Raw genomic sequence first — 15,233 nt, 5'->3', positions numbered from 1 at the left:
CGCCGATGATAGTGCAGATTACCTGTGTGAAAGTAGGTCATTGCCAGACACCCCCTTACTGAGCGAATCAAAGATTCGCACGTTAAAGTAGTAAAGATGCTGTAAACAGAACCCCCGTACTCGAAAGAGGCGGGGGTTTTGCTATTAGTGAAGCAGTTGTTTTTATAGATCGAATTAAATTGTTTGCTGAGTAACACAAGCAGGCAGTTACACCGTTTAAGTCTGGTGACCATAGCAAGGCGGCCCCACTCCTTCCCATCCCGAACAGGACAGTGAAACACCTTAGCGCCGATGATAGTGCAGATTACCTGTGTGAAAGTAGGTCATTACCAGACACCTTATATTGAGCAAATCTAAGATTTGTTCAGCACCAAAAATAGCCCCGATATCGTTTGATATCGGGGCTTTTTGTTTGGGTTTTACATTGTTAATCTAGTGGTAATATTGTTTTTCCATACATTTCATTAAGTATTTGGGCCATTGCTGTATAAATAGCTGAGGCGCCGCAAATAATTCCTTCAATCCCTGCGATTTGTTTAATAACTGGGCTGCCTGTGTAATCGCCAATGGCTAATAAGGCAAAAAGAATCGTGAGTGATCCAAAAATAAATTGGGTGGCTTTATTTAGCTTGAGTGTGCCAATAAATAAAAATGCGGTAAAGATGCCCCACATGCCGAGATAGGCAGTCATGCTATTAGCGGAGCTGGCTTCTGCAAGGCCTAGCTTGGGTAGGAGCAGTAGTGCTACCAAAGTAAGCCAGAACATGCCGTATGAGGTGAATGCAACGGTGCCAAAGGTATTTCCTTTCTTCCATTCCATAATACCTGCAATAACTTGGGCTATGCCTCCATAGAAAATGCCCATAGCTAAGATCATTGCGCTGAGTTCGATGATTCCTGCGTTGTGCAGATTAAGCAGCACGGTGGTCATGCCAAACCCAAGTAATCCTAATGGCGCTGGATTGGCGGTTTGGTCTTGAATGTGGACGGTCTGGGACATATTAAGTTCTGTTGAAATTTTTAAAGAGGCGCGATTATACCGAGCTTCACCTTGGAAAAATTTGGCTTAGATTAACTTGGCAGTATTTACTCTATAAACGGTGCTATGCGTCTGTTTTTATTGATTAAGTTGTGTGTGCTTGGTATTTGCCTGTTAATAAATGGTGGGTAAGAGTAAGCTTAAATATGCTAAGGATGGTAATTAATAAGGAGAGGGAAATGGTTAAAAGTATTATTTCTGATATGGATGGCGTGATTTATCGCGGCAAGCAATTAATCCCTGGTGCAAATGAATTTGTTCAGCGTTTATTAAGTAGCAAGCTGCCCTTTTTGTTTTTGACTAATAATGCAGAGCAAACGCCGCTCGATTTAAAGCTAAAGCTGGAAGCACTGGGTATTCATGGCTTGAGCGAAGAGAATTTTATTACCAGTGCCATGGCTACGGCGATGTTTTTGCGTAGTCAAAAAGAGCGTGCCACTGTTTTTATTATTGGCGGTGGGGGGTTAATTAACGAGCTTTATAATGTAGGTTTTTCTATTTCTGAAAGTAAACCTGATTATGTGGTGGTGGCGAAATCGAGTAGTTTTAATTTTGATCAGATGAAAAAAGCGGTACGTTTTATTAATGGTGGCGCTAAATTTATTGGCACCAACCCCGATATGATTGATCCGGTTGAAGGTGGTGGCAGCGAGCCTGCCGCTGGGACGATTCTTGCTGCGATTTCAGCGGCTACTGGCAAGATGCCATATATTGTGGGTAAGCCCAATGCTTTAATGATGACACTGGCGACACGTAAATTGGGAGTGCATCCAGAAGACACATTGATGATTGGCGATAGAATGGATACGGATATTGTAGGGGGTATGGAGGCAGGAATGAAAACGGCCTTGGTGCTTTCTGGGGTATCAAACACCGAGATGATCGAACAATTTCCGTATAAGCCGGATTATGTGTTTAATCATGTCGGTGAAATTGATTTTACTGCGCTTTAGGCTGGGGTGGCCGGGGCATCAAACCGGCCTTCTGCAGCTAATTCACGAATTTTTCTAATGGTTTCTAAATCGGTCTGCTGCCAGGCGGCTTTTAGGAATTTTGCGTACTCTTCTTCCTCTCCTTGATCATCCATTGGCGTTTGGTAATGAAAACGTACAAATAGCATATTGCTTTCGGGCTCTTCAATTTTCATAAGCAAAGTGCCGCCCGCATGTTGATCGCTGGGCTCGGTATCGTAGCGCACATGCAATTCATTGACTAAATGAATTCGATCTTGAATTTGCATCGCGCCAATGGTGATTTTTCGCAGTAGATGGATATCGCTACGTTCGATAACTTCTACGCTGTCCACATGGGCCATAAATAGATCAGGCGCTTCTGCACGCAGTACTAAACCTTGCCAGAGCGTTGCTCTGCTCAGGGAAAAATCGTTAGACGGGTCATTAACCGCGACCAAGTGTTCTAGTTGCAAAATAACTCTCCTTAAACCGCTAGTATAGCGAATGCCGTGCTTCACTCATTGAACAGTAGCATTTATTTCAAGCTCTGCAGATATGGGGTGTGTTGCAGTGATCTGTGATCAAACAATATAAATTGTAGCTGTAATTGTACTTTGGATAATTATTTTTATGTGTATATAATTTAGTGTGGATAGCATTTGATTCTTATAAAAATTCATTTGTGATAATGCAAAGTGAAGGCCATTTTGAAAGATAATTCTGATTTTTATAGGGGATTAATTTTCTAATTATTAATGTTGTGCAGTGATAGTTCGTTCATATCTTTAGTGTGTTGCATGGGATAAAAAAAATGATAAATCCAAATAATAAACCGATTGGCGTGATTGATGATGAGCAAGCTTTAGATATTGTCGGCGATGCCGTGCTCAAACTGTGGGATGTAGTCGATGAATTAGCACGTTTACGCCCTGCACATACGCCGGATTATCACGTTACTATTTTCGGCTCGGCACGTATTCAGGAGGGGTCTTCATCGTATGAGGCCGTTAAACAACTGGCTAGCGAATTAGCTGCAATGGGGTGCCGTATTGTGACTGGTGGTGGGCCTGGCTTGATGCAGGCAGCGAATGAAGGCGCGAGAGATGGTGCGCCTGATCGCCCTGAAGCTTCAGTAGGTATTCGGGTTGATTTAGATTTTGAGCAAAATGTAAACGATTTTGTAGGTAAGGTTTACGAGCACAAAACATTTTTTTCCCGTTTACATCATTTTATTTTGCGCTCTAATGCTTTTATTGTGACTTCGGGCGGGATTGGTACTTTATTAGAGCTAGCGATGGTGTGGCAATTGATTCAGGTTCGTAAGCTCTACGATACGCCCTTGATTCTGGTGGGGGAAATGTGGCACGAGCAGGTTGATTGGGCGCGGCGCTATATGGTTGAAAATAATGCCGGATTAGCCAGTGAAGTGGATATGCAGATTCCGATTGTGGTTGATACGATCGAAGATGCGGTACAGCTGATTCGCGAGCATCATGAAGAATGGCAAATGATGGGGGCATTATTAAATAATTAAATGGTGTGCCAAGCTCAGTTGAGTATCAGATACTGCATGTTGTTAAATAACAAAGCCCTCAAATGATCGAGGGCTTTGTTTATTTATTTTTATTATTTAGCGCTGCGGGCTAAATAGCCCGTCGCTCGGAGAGTCTTAATAGATAACAAGCTTTGTGCCAGCCTGAATGGACTTTACGCTATTCCATTTTTTTAAATCCGCGGTAGCCACTTTATAACGCTTTGAAATGGATGCAAAGGTATCACCGCGTTTGGCGATATATTCACGGCCATCCTTACCAGCTGCTACGCTCTGGCGTTTCACGGATACACGTAAAATTTGCCCGACTTGTATTTGCCCATCTTCTGCTTTATTCATGGCTTGCAGTAGCGCTACATTCATTCCATAGCGCTTAGCAATATTGTATACGGTGTCACCTTTAGTGACCCGATGCTCAGCACTGGCTAGCACGGGTGCATGAGGCTTGTCGTTTGCTCCGGTATCAACGGGCTCTGCTGCACGGTTTGCAGCTAAGGCGGTGAGGGTTTGTCGATCAGACACATCTAATCCCGTGATTTTAGGCACTAGGATCGTTTGCCCGCGGGCAATACGCTCACGGCCACCGATATCATTGATTTCTTTTAGCTCGTTAGCAGCAACGCCAAATACAGTGGCAAGTTGCTCAAAAGATTCGCCTTGCTTGGTGACATAAGGCTGCCAATTGAGCAGGGGCTTGTCGTAGTCAGCTAGATTCTTTTGGAAAATTGCTACTTTTGCGATGGGTAAGACTAAGGAGCGATCATCTTTATAGGCAATCACTGGGCGAATAAAACCCGGGTTGAGTCGTAAGAGCTCTTCTACCGGTGTTTCGGCCAGCTCAGCAGCGACTTTTACATCCATATGCTTGCCGACGGTGAGCGTGGCAAAGTAAGGCTTATTAGGCAGGGATTCGAGTGTCACGCCATAGGCGCTAGGATTGGCGATGATATTGCGCACTGCTAGCAGCTTGGGCACGTAGTTACGCGTTTCGTCTGGCATGCGTAAATCAATAAACTGCGTGCCAAGGCTGGCGGCTTCATTTTTAGCTACGGCACGTGCCACAGCCGTTGGACCCCAGTTATAAGAAGCCAAGGCAAGCTGCCAGTCGCCAAACTGGCTGTAACTACCGCTTAGGTAGTCCAGAGCGGCACTGGTGGCTGCTACCACGTCGCGGCGGCCGTCATACCACCATGTACGCTCTAATCCGTAGTCTTTGCCAGTGGCGGGCATAAACTGCCACATTCCTGCTGCTTTTACCGATGATTCTGCCCTTGGGTTGAAGGCAGATTCAATCATGGGTAAAAGCGCGATTTCCATGGGCATGCCGCGTTTTTCAACTTCATTTACCACATAATACAAGTAGGGGGTGCCGCGTTTAATAATGCGGTTTAGATATTCTGGGCGGCTGGCGTAGTAGTTTTCCCATTTGCTGACCAATTGATGATCCAGCTCTGGAATGGTAAATCCTGTACGGACACGCGCCCATAAATCGGCGTACTCTGGTGCGCTGACTACTTCAGAAAACAGCGCGTCGATGGTGCGATGCGTGTCGTCTTGCAGGATAAAATTGGGATTGTGCAGCTGGTAATCGATTTTGATGGGAGCTAGGGTATCAGCGTACGAACCCAAGGAACAGAAACCTGAGATAAGGCCAACAAGGATGCGTTGTTTCATGGGTACCTGCGCTTAATAAATACAAATAATCGAGCGATGCTGCCGCTGCTGTCTAGTCTTGTCAATCTGTTTATGCTTAATGGCAGATATTCCTTTGAAATCAACGGAAGTTATCTTTCCACTTGCGCAGTGCAGCAAAAACATCTACGGCGGTCTCTGCCTGCGGATTTTGCTGTTGGGCTGCATGAATCACATCGACTTGATTGCAACGTAAATAGGGATTGCTGGCTTTTTCCTTGCCTATGCTTGATGGCAAGGTAGGAAGCGCTTGCTCAAGTAGTGCAGTATCACTTTGTATCCGCTCTTGCAGCGCTAAATTATCAGGCTCTACTGCAAGGGCGAACTTGAGATTAGCCAGTGTGTATTCGTGGGCACAGCAAACAAGAGTGTGATCAGGAAGTGCGGCAAAGCGCTGCAATGATGCATACATTTGCGCGGCAGAGCCTTCAAATAGCCGTCCACAGCCACCTGCAAACAAGGTGTCGCCACAAAAGAGCGCGTCTACGCCTAGGTAGGCCAAATGATCCAAGGTATGTCCCGGCACCGCCATTACTTTAAAATCTGTACCGAGCAGATGTAATGTTTCGCCATCTTGCACGGGCTTGGAAACATTTTTGATGCCGGCGGGTCCGAATACAGGCATCTGGTAATGTGACCAGAGCACGGGCAGGCCATCGACATGATCATGATGGTGGTGAGTAATCAAAACCCCCGCCAGTTCTAACTGATTTTCTTTGAGATAATGGATTAAGGGGAGCGCATCGCCAGGGTCTACTGCAATGGCATAACGGCCCTGCTGCAAAACCCAGATATAATTGTCTTCGAAAATCGGCACAGCGCTGATGCGGATCATAAAAGAATGCCTTTAAATGTTGATGCTCGATTGAACCACTTCGCAGATTGGCTCGCTACCCCATTAGGTCACTATTTGGCTAGTGCGGAGATGGATTGGTACGACCGCACAGTTACCGATATTTTTGGTTATAAGGCGGTGCAGCTTGAATTGCCGCAGCTCGATTGCCTGCGCGCTAACCGAATGGCATGGCGTTTACACGCCGGGCAAAGCGCTGGTGTGGCTTTGCGCTGTATGGGTGAAGCACTCCCTTTTGCTAATCAGAGTATTGATTTGCTTATCCTGCCCCATGTGCTGGATTTTGCAGCCAATCCGCAAGCGGTATTACGGGAGGCTGAGCGCGTATTAATGCCAGAAGGCCGTTTATTAATTACGGGGTTTAATCCTTGGAGCTTATGGGGTCTACGCCGATTAAAAAACGGGGTAAATCCTGCGCCTTGGCGTGGCAATTTTGTGGCTTTGCCTAGGCTCAAAGATTGGCTGAGCTTGCTAGGCTTTGAAACCATACGAGGTGAGTTTCTTTGCTATGGCTTGCCAGTACAAAGAGAAAAATGGCTCTCCAGAAGCCGATTTTTAGAAGACGCAGGGGATCGCTGGTGGCCAGCTGCAGGCGGCGTGTATTGCCTAGATATGGTGAAACGGGTGCATGGCATGCGTTTAATTGGACCAAAGTGGCGGACGGTGCCTGCGGTGGCTGGGGCGGTGACTGTGGCAGGCGTTGATAAGAGTAATGTTTTAGAAAAAGAACTTCAGCCGGAGAAAACGCAGCTTAAAAAATAAGCGGATCGTTAATTACGGGGACTGGGCTGATCGCAGCGGCGCGCAGCTTCGCTCATTTCTTGTAAAATCTTCAAGCCTTCTGCCCGAGTTTTGATGGCGAGTTTAATTTCATGCCCATTGCCAAAATTGCCGCCGCCAAAAGCGATACGCAGCTCCTCGTCGTTGATATCGACGATTTGCACCACGGTAAGATTAATAAAGCGCTTGGTTTCACTATTAGGTACAGGCCAAGGACAAAAAGGGGCTGCAAATGCGGCCTGACTAAATAATAGAGTGATGAGAAAAAGGTATCGTTTCATAGCGTGTTTTCCAAAATAATGGGTGTGTATTGAGCTTTGCGGGTGTAGGTCTAATGGTACGTTTTTCCAGGAAATAAGCATGAATAAAGTAGTGATTTACACCGATGGCGCGTGTAAAGGTAATCCCGGCCCCGGTGGTTGGGGAGCTTGGTTACAGTATGGTGATAAACAAAAAGAATTATGTGGCGGTGAGTTGGATACGACCAATAATCGCATGGAATTAATGGGCGTGATTAAAGCGCTGGGTATTTTAAGCCGCCCCTGTGAAGTGGTGATTTGGACAGACTCACAGTATGTTAAAAATGGTATCAGCACATGGATTCATGGCTGGAAGAAAAACGGCTGGAAAACGGCAGCCAAGCAGCCGGTTAAAAATGCCGATTTATGGCGCGAGCTGGATGCGGCACAGGCCCAGCACCAGATTGAATGGTGCTGGGTGAAGGGCCATGCAGGGCACGAAGGCAATGAGCGCGCCGATCAGCTAGCAAATAAAGGCGTAGAAGTTGCGCTGGGGCGCGGCTGATGCGGCAAATTATTCTTGATACCGAAACAACCGGTCTGCGGGTTGAGGACGGTAATCGTATTTTGGAAATTGCTGCGGTAGAAATGATAGACCGGCGTCTTTCGTCGTCTGATCGGCATTTTCACTGCTATATCAACCCGGGCCGGGATAGTGAAGAGGGCGCGCTGAATGTGCACGGCTTAACCACCGAGTTTCTGTCGGATAAGCCCAAGTTTGCGCAGATTGCTGACGAGTTCCTCGACTTTATTGCCGGTGCCGAAATCATTATTCATAACGCGCCCTTTGATGTGGCCTTTTTGAATATGGAATTGGCCAAGATTGGTCGCGGCAAGTTTAAAGATCATGTTGATAATGTGATCGACACCTTGGCAATGGCCAAAGATCAGCGGCCAGGCAAGCGTAATAATCTGGACGCCCTGTGCGATTTCTTTGATATCGACCGCAGTAACCGTACTCTGCACGGCGCGCTGATCGATTGCGAGTTATTGTCCGAAGTGTATTTGGGCCTGACGCGTGGTCAAGACAGCCTGCTGATTGATTTTGACCCCTATGCGGGCAATGATGCGGCACTGGCTTTTGCTAAAAGTAATCGCAAGCCATTACGCATTATTACGGCGACGCCAGAAGAGCGAGCCGAGCATGAGGCGTATCTTGCTGCATTAGATAAAAGCGTGAAGGGCGAGTGCCTGTGGCGGCAGCTGGAAAAAAGCGAATGATCGCGCTGATTCCTGCAGCGGGCAGTGGTTCACGCATGGTGTCGGTCACGCCTAAGCAATACCTCGATCTGGCGGGTAAGCCGCTGATTTGGCATACCCTGTCTGCCTTAGTCAAGGTCGCCGAGTTGGATCGTATTGTAGTGGTGATCTCGCCGGAAGATGAATGGTGGGGTAGCTTTGATTGGAGCGAGTTCAAGCGCCTAGATGTGCTGCGCTGTGGCGGGGCTAGCCGTGCCGAATCGGTGCTCAATGGCTTGCACGCATTGCAAGGGCCTGATGACTGGGTCTTGGTACATGATGCCGCGCGGCCCTGCTTAGACCCTGCCTTGGTCAGCCAAATGATTGCTGAGCTGGCCAACCATCCCGTAGGCGGTATTCTGGCCGTGCCGGTGGCAGATACTTTAAAGCTGGCGCAGGCAGGCCAACATATTGCACATACCCACCCAAGGGATGGTTTATGGCAAGCCCAAACGCCACAAATGTTCCGCGTAGTGCAATTGGCTCATGCCTTGGCGATAGGAATGGGGCCGGATATTACCGATGAAGCGAGTGCTTTAGAAAAACTCGGCTTGCAGCCCAAATTAATCATGGGCAGCCCGTGGAATTTAAAAGTGACTTATCCACAAGATTTACGCTTGGCTGAGCTGATTTTGGCGGCTGCTGCTAGAGAAGCATAAAGTGGAAATCTGCTAAACAACACAGAGAAAACAATGAGAATAGGGCAAGGTTGGGACGTACATCGTCTGGTAGAAGGGCGTAAATTAATTTTGGGTGGGGTGCATATTCCTTTTGATAAGGGCCTGTTAGGCCATTCAGACGCTGATGCCCTACTGCATGCCATTACCGATGCGGTTTTAGGGGGCGCGGGCTTAGGTGATATTGGCCGGCATTTTCCTGATACGGCGGCTGAGTTTAAAGGGGCAGATAGTCGTGTCTTGCTGCGAGAAGCGGTGCGCCGTGTGCGGGAGGTGGGCTGGCAGATTGGCAATGTGGATGCATCTATCTTAATTCAGCAACCTAAAATGGCTCCGCATATTGTGGCAATGGTGGCCAATATCGCCAGTGATTTGGGTGTGGCGCTAGGGCAAGTGAATGTAAAAGCCAAGACCTATGAAAAATTAGGGCCAGTGGGTGCTTCAGAATCTGTGGAAGCACAGGCGGTGTGCCTGCTACTTGCTGTGTAAAACAAAGGCATTGCGGCCTTGCCGTGATGCCTTTTTATGAGGTGATGAATTCACAATTCAAATAGCAAGTTTATATCGTATTACTTGCTTATTAATTGTTTCGATCTACCAATTAATTGTTTAACATTTAAATTATTAGAAGTTATAAATAACAATCATATTGATTCAAATTTATTGGTATTCTTTTGCCTTTTTTATGCTTTTCTTTAAGCGTATCCTGAACGCGCTTATTTCATCAAAGAAAGTGCCTGTAATGATTGTCCATCCCCCTGTACATTGGTTTCGCCTCTTATTTGCTTGGCGAGGATCGATTTTGCCCGCTATTTTTCCACGATTGATGTTGGTATTAAGCTGTGCCTTGGTGGTGGTGATTTTTCATCGCTTTACTCAAGGCTTTGGTTTGCAATTATCTGTAGGTGCTTTTAGCTTAATTGGTCTTGCTTTAGCTATTTTTCTGGGATTTAGAAATAGCTCGAGTTATGAGCGCTATTGGGAGGCAAGAAAGCTTTGGGGCGCGTTGCTGATTAATGCCAGATCTTTGCAAAGGCAGGCTATGTCGATGACCTCTTTACCTGCCGATCATGCTGAGTTGCATGAGTTTTCTCAATTATTACAAGCTTTCGCTTACGCTTTAAATCACCAGCTACGCTGTACCGATCCTCGCTCTGATTTGTATCGTTTATTGCCTTATCCACTGGCAAAAGAGTTAAGTGTTGTGCGTTATATTCCTTCAATGGTTTTAGTGCAATTGGCTCAGTATTTATCTGTTTGGTATCGTACAGGAAAAATAGACGTTATTTTGTTTCAGTCTATGGATGCAAACTTAAATCATTTATCTGATATTCAAGGTGGCTGCGAGCGAATTATGACTACGCCTATTCCTTATGCCTACAGTGTACTGATTCACCGTACTATTTATATGTATTGTATTTTATTGCCCTTGGGGCTGGTGGATAGCTGTGGTGTTCTTACACCATTAATTACAGTGTTTATTGCCTATACTTTTATGGCGCTAGAAAATATCGCAAGCTCTTTAGAGTTGCCCTTTGGTTTCGAGCCCAATGATTTAGCACTGAATGCCATTTGCCGCACCATCGAGCGTAGCCTTTTAGAAATGCGTGGAGAGACCACTCTACCGCCTGCGTGTTTACCGCAGAAAAATTATATTCTGGATTAAGTCACTCTCCTGCTTTAATGAGCGGGTTATCGGTATTGGATGCGCTTTGGATGAAAAAGGCTGGCTATGTACGCAAGGCGATGCAGCTTACTGTTTTCTTTATTCTTGGCCTGCCCAGCAGATGGCGTGCAACTGGTGGGGGCTGAAGTACCTCCTTTTGCAACGAGCGGTGCCGGAGGAGGTAGCGGTCTTGCGGTTGAAATACTCCAGGAAGCGGCCAAGCGATTAAATGAGTCTACAGCGGTAAGCGTGATGCCTTTTGCCCGCGCGATGGCAGTGACAATGCAAGGATCAGACATTCTTGTTACTCCGCTGGGCCGGGTGGCCTCTCGCGAAGATAAATATCAATGGGTGGCACCTTTAATGGATGAGGTGTTTGTGCTGATTAGTCATAAAAAGCATCAGGCACGGCCTTTAAGCCGCGAGCAGGCGGAGAGACTGGTTATCGGGGTGATGCGCAATTCTGTTGGAGAGGGGCTGGCTACAGCGTTTATTTCTGCCACGATCGATGGGGTACCCATGGAGGCAACTAATGCTAAAAAGCTTGCCGCAGGGCGGATTGGTGCTTGGGTGGCTTCTTGGAATACGGCGCTTTATGCACAAAGAGAGGCGGGCTTGGCGGCGGAAGATTTGGTGCGTGGAGAGGTACTCATGCGCACAACCTTGTATGTGGCGGCTTCATTAAAAATGCCTCAGCAAGATGTGCTGCGCTGGCGAAAAGTTTTAGAAAAAATGCGCAAGGATGGCAGTATTGAGGCACTTGAAAAAAAATATCGTTACGAGGCACCCTAAACTGGGAATGCTTCTTTATCGAGCGTCAGCATTTTAAATCCTTCTGCATCTGCCTTTAGATAGCCGCCTTTTCCTTGGTACCAATCGGGCAACACCCAGCGTTGTCCGCATGCAAGCTTGTGCAGTGCAGGGCGATGAGTATGGCCATGAATCAGGGTTTGGACGTGGTGCTGTGCCATCAGTTGCTCTATGGCCTCTTCGTTGACATCCATAATTTCGCTACGCTTCATTTGATTAGATGCTTTAGAGCGCTGGCGTAGCTTTTCGACCTGACCTTGCCGCCAACGTCGTGGCAGGGCTAGAAACAGGGTTTGTACTAGGGGATGCCTGACGATACGGCGAAAGCGCTGATAAGCAAGATCATCGGTGCAAAGTGCATCGCCGTGGGCAATCAGCAGGGTTTGCCCGTTAATATGAATCAGGCTAGGGTCAGGTAAGATGCTGAGCTTGGCTGCAGCAGCAAAGCGAGTGCCCGGTAAAAAATCTCGGTTGCCAGCTAAAAAGAAAACTTTAACGCCTTGATCTGCCAATTGGGCAATTGCCGTCACAATTTCGGCATTAAATGCTTCATCTAGGCCATCATCGCCGATCCAGAATTCAAATAAATCCCCCAAGATATACAAGGCGCTGGCGCTGCTTGCTGGGCCTTGTAAAAAGGCATGAAAAGCCACTGTCGTGGCCGGGTCTTCCGGTGACAGGTGGAGATCAGAGATAAATAAAGTGGGCGATGGCATAAATCTAGGCTGGGCAAGTTAGCCCAAAGGGGCGGGGCGGCGCTGGCCATGCCAGCGCCCAAAACCATTAAATCATTAAGCTAAAACTTCAGCCTTAATAATCATTACATCTTCTTTAGGCACATCTTGGTGAAAGCCTTTGCTGCCTGTTTTGACGTTTTTTAGTTGATCAACGACTTCTTTACCTTCGATAACCTTGGCAAATACGCAGTAGCCAAAGCCCTGTGCCGTTGCGCTTTGGTAGTTCAGGAAGTCATTATTGGCAACGTTAATAAAGAATTGGGAAGAAGCTGAATGTGGGTCAGGAGTACGCGCCATTGCTAGGGTGTAGGCGTCGTTTTTCAGGCCATTAGCGGCTTCGTTTTTAATTGGAGCACGGCCTTCTTTCTTTTCGTCCATACCAGGCGCAAAACCACCGCCTTGCACCATAAAACCATCAATAATGCGGTGAAAAATCGTACCGTCGTAATGACCTTCTTCTACATATTGCAAGAAATTAGCCACAGTCAACGGTGCTTTTTCTGCGTTGAGTTCAACGATGATATCGCCAAAAGTAGTGGTGAGTTTTACATTGCTCATGATGCTTCCTTTTTGAATGTTATTTGCCTGACTTTTTGCCAAGCTCGCGGGCTGATTGAATGGTAATGGTGCTTACTGGCACATCGCCAGCTGCTGTTGGGCTAACACTGATTTGATCGACTACCGGCAGGCCAGAAATGACTTTGCCAAATACGGTGTAACCAAAGCCATCACGGCTTGGGTAGTTTAGAAAGTCGTTATTTTTTGAATTAATAAAAAACTGTGCAGTGGCCGAATCAGGATCGGCTGTTCTGGCCATGGCGATGGTGCCACGATCGTTTTTTAAGCCTTTTTCAAAGGCGATTTTTGCTTCATTTTTAACAGATGGGCGAGTTGGCTTTTCGGCCATTTTCTCATCCATGCCACCACCTTGAATCATAAAATCACGAATCACGCGGTGAAAAATAGTACCGTCGTATTGCTTGTCTTTAACATATTGCAAGAAATTTGCCACAGTCAGAGGGGCTTTTTCTGGATAAAGCTCGATCACCACTTTACCTTTAGATGTGATCAATTCAACCTGCGGATTGGCGGCAAAAGCGCTTACGCTGGCTAGAACAAGGCTTGCTGCAACAACAAGACGTTTCATCGTGTTTTTCCAAGGGAGTGATTAAAGGGCGAAATTTCGCGCAATTATAGCACGCGTCGTTAGCGCTCGTTACCTCGCTCAAATCCAGTATTACCCCGTTGGTTTGCTCGGTAATTGTCGTGGTTTATGCCTATTTATGGGGTAAAATCGCGGTATTCTATGGATCGATACCCTCATGCTGAAACTCCCTTCACTAGATCAGTTTATTTCTGAGTTTGATACCGTACTACGCACTCTTGCGGCCTCCGCACAGAGCGTGCGTCCTCACCCTGATGAGGGCGTTACAGAGATTGAAATGAGTGCTGTAGAAAAGCAGCATGCGGCAGGCTTGATGCGGGTAAATCATTGCGGTGAAGTGTGTGCACAGGCGCTTTATCAAGGCCAAGCCTTAACGGCGCGTGATCCTGCGACTCGTGATGCTCTACGTGAGGCTGCGCACGAGGAAGTCGAGCATTTAGCTTGGACCGAAGCGCGTATTGCCGATTTAGGTAGCCATAAAAGTCTGCTTAATCCGCTGTGGTATGCAGGCTCTTTAGCAATCGGAGTAACGGCAGGCGTGATTGGGGATAAATGGAATTTGGGCTTTTTGGCGGAAACCGAGCGCCAAGTTGCGGCTCATTTGCAATCTCATCTTAGCCAGTTACCAGAGCAAGACGCCAAGAGCCGGGCGATTGTGGCCCAGATGCATATTGATGAAACTCAGCATGCAGAAAAAGCCGAGGAGCTGGGTGCAGCTTCTCTGCCATTTCCTGTGGCAAAAGCGATGAAACTCAGCTCAATTGTGATGACTTCACTTTCTTATCGGCTGTAAATGTTGAGCTAAATCAGAGCAAATTTAAATAGGGTGTATGACAGGTAAATTGTTTACAGATTTGCCTTTAGGCTTACAGATATAACGCTAAGTAACGATTTACGTTATCTGGGGCCTTTTATGTCTGAAATGAATTCACCTGCGCAGGTGGTTGATTATGTTGATCATGCCGCGTCAGAAAAAGCCGCACTTCCCTTCGGTCGCTTGCTGGTTATGGCGATTATGGGTGGGGTATATATTGGGCTTGGGGGCTTGTTGGCGCTAGTGGTTGCTGGGGGCGCGCCGGGCTTGCAGGCAAGTAACCCCGGTATAGTGAAATTGCTCTTCGGGATGGTTTTTCCCTTGGGTTTTATTGCGGTTGTTTTGACCGGGGCAGATTTATTTACCTCCAATTGTGCGACTCAAGTGGTGGCTTTATGGCGCAAAAACGTCAGTCCACTCACGATGGTGAGAGTCTGGAGCGTTTCATATTTAGGTAATTTCATTGGTGCGTGTTTTGCCGCTTGGGCCTATACCAGTGCAACCGATTTATTCACCCCAGATCAACCTTGGACTCAATACCTGTTGAGCATGGCGCAACACAAGTTAGACAACCCCTTTATGGTGAGTTTTATGCGTGGGGTGCTGGCTAATATTTTGGTCTGTATCGCGACATGGCAAGGCTATTCTGCTAAAGATACCTTGGGCAGAATGGTGGGGATCTGGTTGCCTGTGATGGGCTTTGTGGCATTGGGTATGGAGCACAGCATTGCCAATATGTTTTTTATCCCTGCTGCCATGCTGGCTGGTTTTGACGTGACATGGAGTCATTTTTTCGTGGCTAACTTAGTGCCTGTTACTTTGGGTAATTTAGTTGGGGGCGCTATTTTTGTGGGGCTGCCCTATGTTTGGCTTTATACCAAACCACAAAAAGAGTTGTCTTCGGCAAAGAAAAGCTAATCACTTTAGATCATTTTCTACAAAAAACGCGCCGTGGGC

At 46.9% G+C, this 15,233-nt stretch carries 19 protein-coding genes and 1 rRNA gene; 12 read left to right on the top strand and 8 right to left on the bottom strand.

Features of this window, described 5'->3' with window-relative positions; translation table 11 throughout:
• Window positions 1–221: 221 nt before the first annotated feature.
• Window positions 222–335, top strand: a 5S ribosomal RNA gene (gene rrf / locus ACFQNF_RS10550).
• Between the two features lie 92 nt (window positions 336–427).
• Here rrf and ACFQNF_RS10545 read toward each other — a convergent pair.
• Entirely contained in the window at window positions 428–1,000 is a 573-nt protein-coding gene (locus ACFQNF_RS10545; protein WP_380187950.1) for an acetate uptake transporter, read from the bottom strand.
• 218 nt (window positions 1,001–1,218) lie between these two features.
• On the opposite strand from ACFQNF_RS10545, the gene ACFQNF_RS10540 reads away from it, so the two are divergent.
• A complete protein-coding gene (locus tag ACFQNF_RS10540; RefSeq protein ID WP_380187949.1) occupies window positions 1,219–1,992 on the top strand; it encodes an HAD-IIA family hydrolase in 774 nt (257 codons plus the stop codon).
• Here ACFQNF_RS10540 and ACFQNF_RS10535 read toward each other — a convergent pair.
• A complete protein-coding gene (locus tag ACFQNF_RS10535) occupies window positions 1,989–2,465 on the bottom strand; it encodes an SRPBCC family protein (protein WP_380187948.1) in 477 nt (158 codons plus the stop codon). The genes ACFQNF_RS10540 and ACFQNF_RS10535 overlap by 4 nt on opposite strands.
• A gap of 338 nt (window positions 2,466–2,803) precedes the next feature.
• Between ACFQNF_RS10535 and ACFQNF_RS10530 the strand changes: the two genes are divergently transcribed.
• Window positions 2,804–3,526, top strand: coding sequence for an LOG family protein (locus ACFQNF_RS10530; protein ID WP_046352159.1), 723 nt, complete (start codon window positions 2,804–2,806; stop codon window positions 3,524–3,526).
• Window positions 3,527–3,661: 135 nt separating this feature from the next.
• Here ACFQNF_RS10530 and ACFQNF_RS10525 read toward each other — a convergent pair whose 3' ends face one another.
• Window positions 3,662–5,218, bottom strand: coding sequence for a LysM peptidoglycan-binding domain-containing protein (locus ACFQNF_RS10525; RefSeq protein ID WP_380187947.1), 1,557 nt, complete (start codon window positions 5,216–5,218; stop codon window positions 3,662–3,664).
• A 100-nt stretch (window positions 5,219–5,318) separates the two neighbouring features.
• Window positions 5,319–6,071, bottom strand: coding sequence for a hydroxyacylglutathione hydrolase (gloB, locus tag ACFQNF_RS10520; protein WP_380187946.1), 753 nt, complete (start codon window positions 6,069–6,071; stop codon window positions 5,319–5,321).
• Window positions 6,072–6,101: 30 nt separating this feature from the next.
• Here gloB and ACFQNF_RS10515 point away from each other — a divergent pair, with 30 nt between their 5' ends.
• Entirely contained in the window at window positions 6,102–6,851 is a 750-nt protein-coding gene (locus tag ACFQNF_RS10515) for a class I SAM-dependent methyltransferase (RefSeq protein WP_380187945.1), read from the top strand.
• 8 nt (window positions 6,852–6,859) lie between these two features.
• Here the strand turns inward: ACFQNF_RS10515 and ACFQNF_RS10510 are convergent, their stop codons facing one another.
• Window positions 6,860–7,150, bottom strand: coding sequence for a hypothetical protein (locus ACFQNF_RS10510; RefSeq protein ID WP_380187944.1), 291 nt, complete (start codon window positions 7,148–7,150; stop codon window positions 6,860–6,862).
• Between the two features lie 79 nt (window positions 7,151–7,229).
• Here ACFQNF_RS10510 and rnhA point away from each other — a divergent pair, with 79 nt between their 5' ends.
• The 6 genes from rnhA to ACFQNF_RS10480 all read left to right on the top strand — a co-directional run bounded on the left by rnhA (window position 7,230) and on the right by ACFQNF_RS10480 (window position 11,542).
• Window positions 7,230–7,673, top strand: coding sequence for a ribonuclease HI (rnhA, locus tag ACFQNF_RS10505; protein ID WP_380187943.1), 444 nt, complete (start codon window positions 7,230–7,232; stop codon window positions 7,671–7,673).
• On the top strand, window positions 7,673–8,389 hold the full coding sequence (gene dnaQ / locus ACFQNF_RS10500; RefSeq protein ID WP_380187942.1) for a DNA polymerase III subunit epsilon: 717 nt from the start codon (window positions 7,673–7,675) through the stop codon (window positions 8,387–8,389). Before rnhA ends, dnaQ begins: the two co-directional genes overlap by 1 nt.
• Window positions 8,386–9,066, top strand: coding sequence for a 2-C-methyl-D-erythritol 4-phosphate cytidylyltransferase (gene ispD / locus ACFQNF_RS10495; RefSeq protein WP_380187941.1), 681 nt, complete (start codon window positions 8,386–8,388; stop codon window positions 9,064–9,066). The genes dnaQ and ispD overlap by 4 nt, the downstream gene beginning before the upstream one ends.
• A 33-nt stretch (window positions 9,067–9,099) precedes the next feature.
• Window positions 9,100–9,573 carry a 2-C-methyl-D-erythritol 2,4-cyclodiphosphate synthase gene (gene ispF, locus ACFQNF_RS10490; protein WP_380187940.1) on the top strand — a complete coding sequence of 158 codons (474 nt, stop codon included), beginning with the start codon at window positions 9,100–9,102 and terminating at the stop codon, window positions 9,571–9,573.
• A 253-nt stretch (window positions 9,574–9,826) separates the two neighbouring features.
• Complete coding sequence (locus ACFQNF_RS10485) at window positions 9,827–10,750, top strand: bestrophin family protein (protein ID WP_380187939.1); 924 nt, start codon at window positions 9,827–9,829, stop codon at window positions 10,748–10,750.
• A 66-nt stretch (window positions 10,751–10,816) separates the two neighbouring features.
• The gene (locus ACFQNF_RS10480; RefSeq protein WP_380187938.1) at window positions 10,817–11,542 is read left to right on the top strand and encodes a substrate-binding periplasmic protein; all 726 of its coding nucleotides are present in this window, start codon (window positions 10,817–10,819) and stop codon (window positions 11,540–11,542) included.
• Here ACFQNF_RS10480 and ACFQNF_RS10475 read toward each other — a convergent pair.
• The 3 genes from ACFQNF_RS10475 to ACFQNF_RS10465 form a co-directional block, all read right to left on the bottom strand.
• Window positions 11,539–12,276: a UDP-2,3-diacylglucosamine diphosphatase gene (locus tag ACFQNF_RS10475; protein WP_380187937.1), complete on the bottom strand. Its 738-nt coding sequence runs from the start codon at window positions 12,274–12,276 to the stop codon at window positions 11,539–11,541. The two genes, ACFQNF_RS10480 and ACFQNF_RS10475, sit on opposite strands and share 4 nt — an antisense overlap.
• Before the next feature lie 75 nt (window positions 12,277–12,351).
• Window positions 12,352–12,855: a peptidylprolyl isomerase gene (locus ACFQNF_RS10470; RefSeq protein ID WP_293932804.1), complete on the bottom strand. Its 504-nt coding sequence runs from the start codon at window positions 12,853–12,855 to the stop codon at window positions 12,352–12,354.
• A 19-nt stretch (window positions 12,856–12,874) separates the two neighbouring features.
• Window positions 12,875–13,444, bottom strand: a complete 570-nt coding sequence (locus tag ACFQNF_RS10465) for a peptidylprolyl isomerase (RefSeq protein WP_380187936.1) — start codon at window positions 13,442–13,444, stop codon at window positions 12,875–12,877.
• A gap of 175 nt (window positions 13,445–13,619) precedes the next feature.
• Here ACFQNF_RS10465 and coq7 point away from each other — a divergent pair, with 175 nt between their 5' ends.
• Together coq7 and ACFQNF_RS10455 are read left to right on the top strand one after the other, a co-directional pair.
• A complete protein-coding gene (coq7, locus tag ACFQNF_RS10460; protein ID WP_380187935.1) occupies window positions 13,620–14,255 on the top strand; it encodes a 2-polyprenyl-3-methyl-6-methoxy-1,4-benzoquinone monooxygenase in 636 nt (211 codons plus the stop codon).
• Between the two features lie 120 nt (window positions 14,256–14,375).
• Window positions 14,376–15,194, top strand: coding sequence for a formate/nitrite transporter family protein (locus tag ACFQNF_RS10455; RefSeq protein ID WP_380187934.1), 819 nt, complete (start codon window positions 14,376–14,378; stop codon window positions 15,192–15,194).
• The last annotated feature ends 39 nt before the right edge of the window (window positions 15,195–15,233 follow it).

Origin of the sequence: Iodobacter arcticus, from assembly GCF_042664895.1 — a bacterium.
GTDB lineage: Bacteria > Pseudomonadota > Gammaproteobacteria > Burkholderiales > Chitinibacteraceae > Iodobacter > Iodobacter arcticus.
The sequence above is the reverse complement of the archived record's forward strand: the minus strand, read 5'-3'. Positions and strand labels throughout refer to the sequence as shown.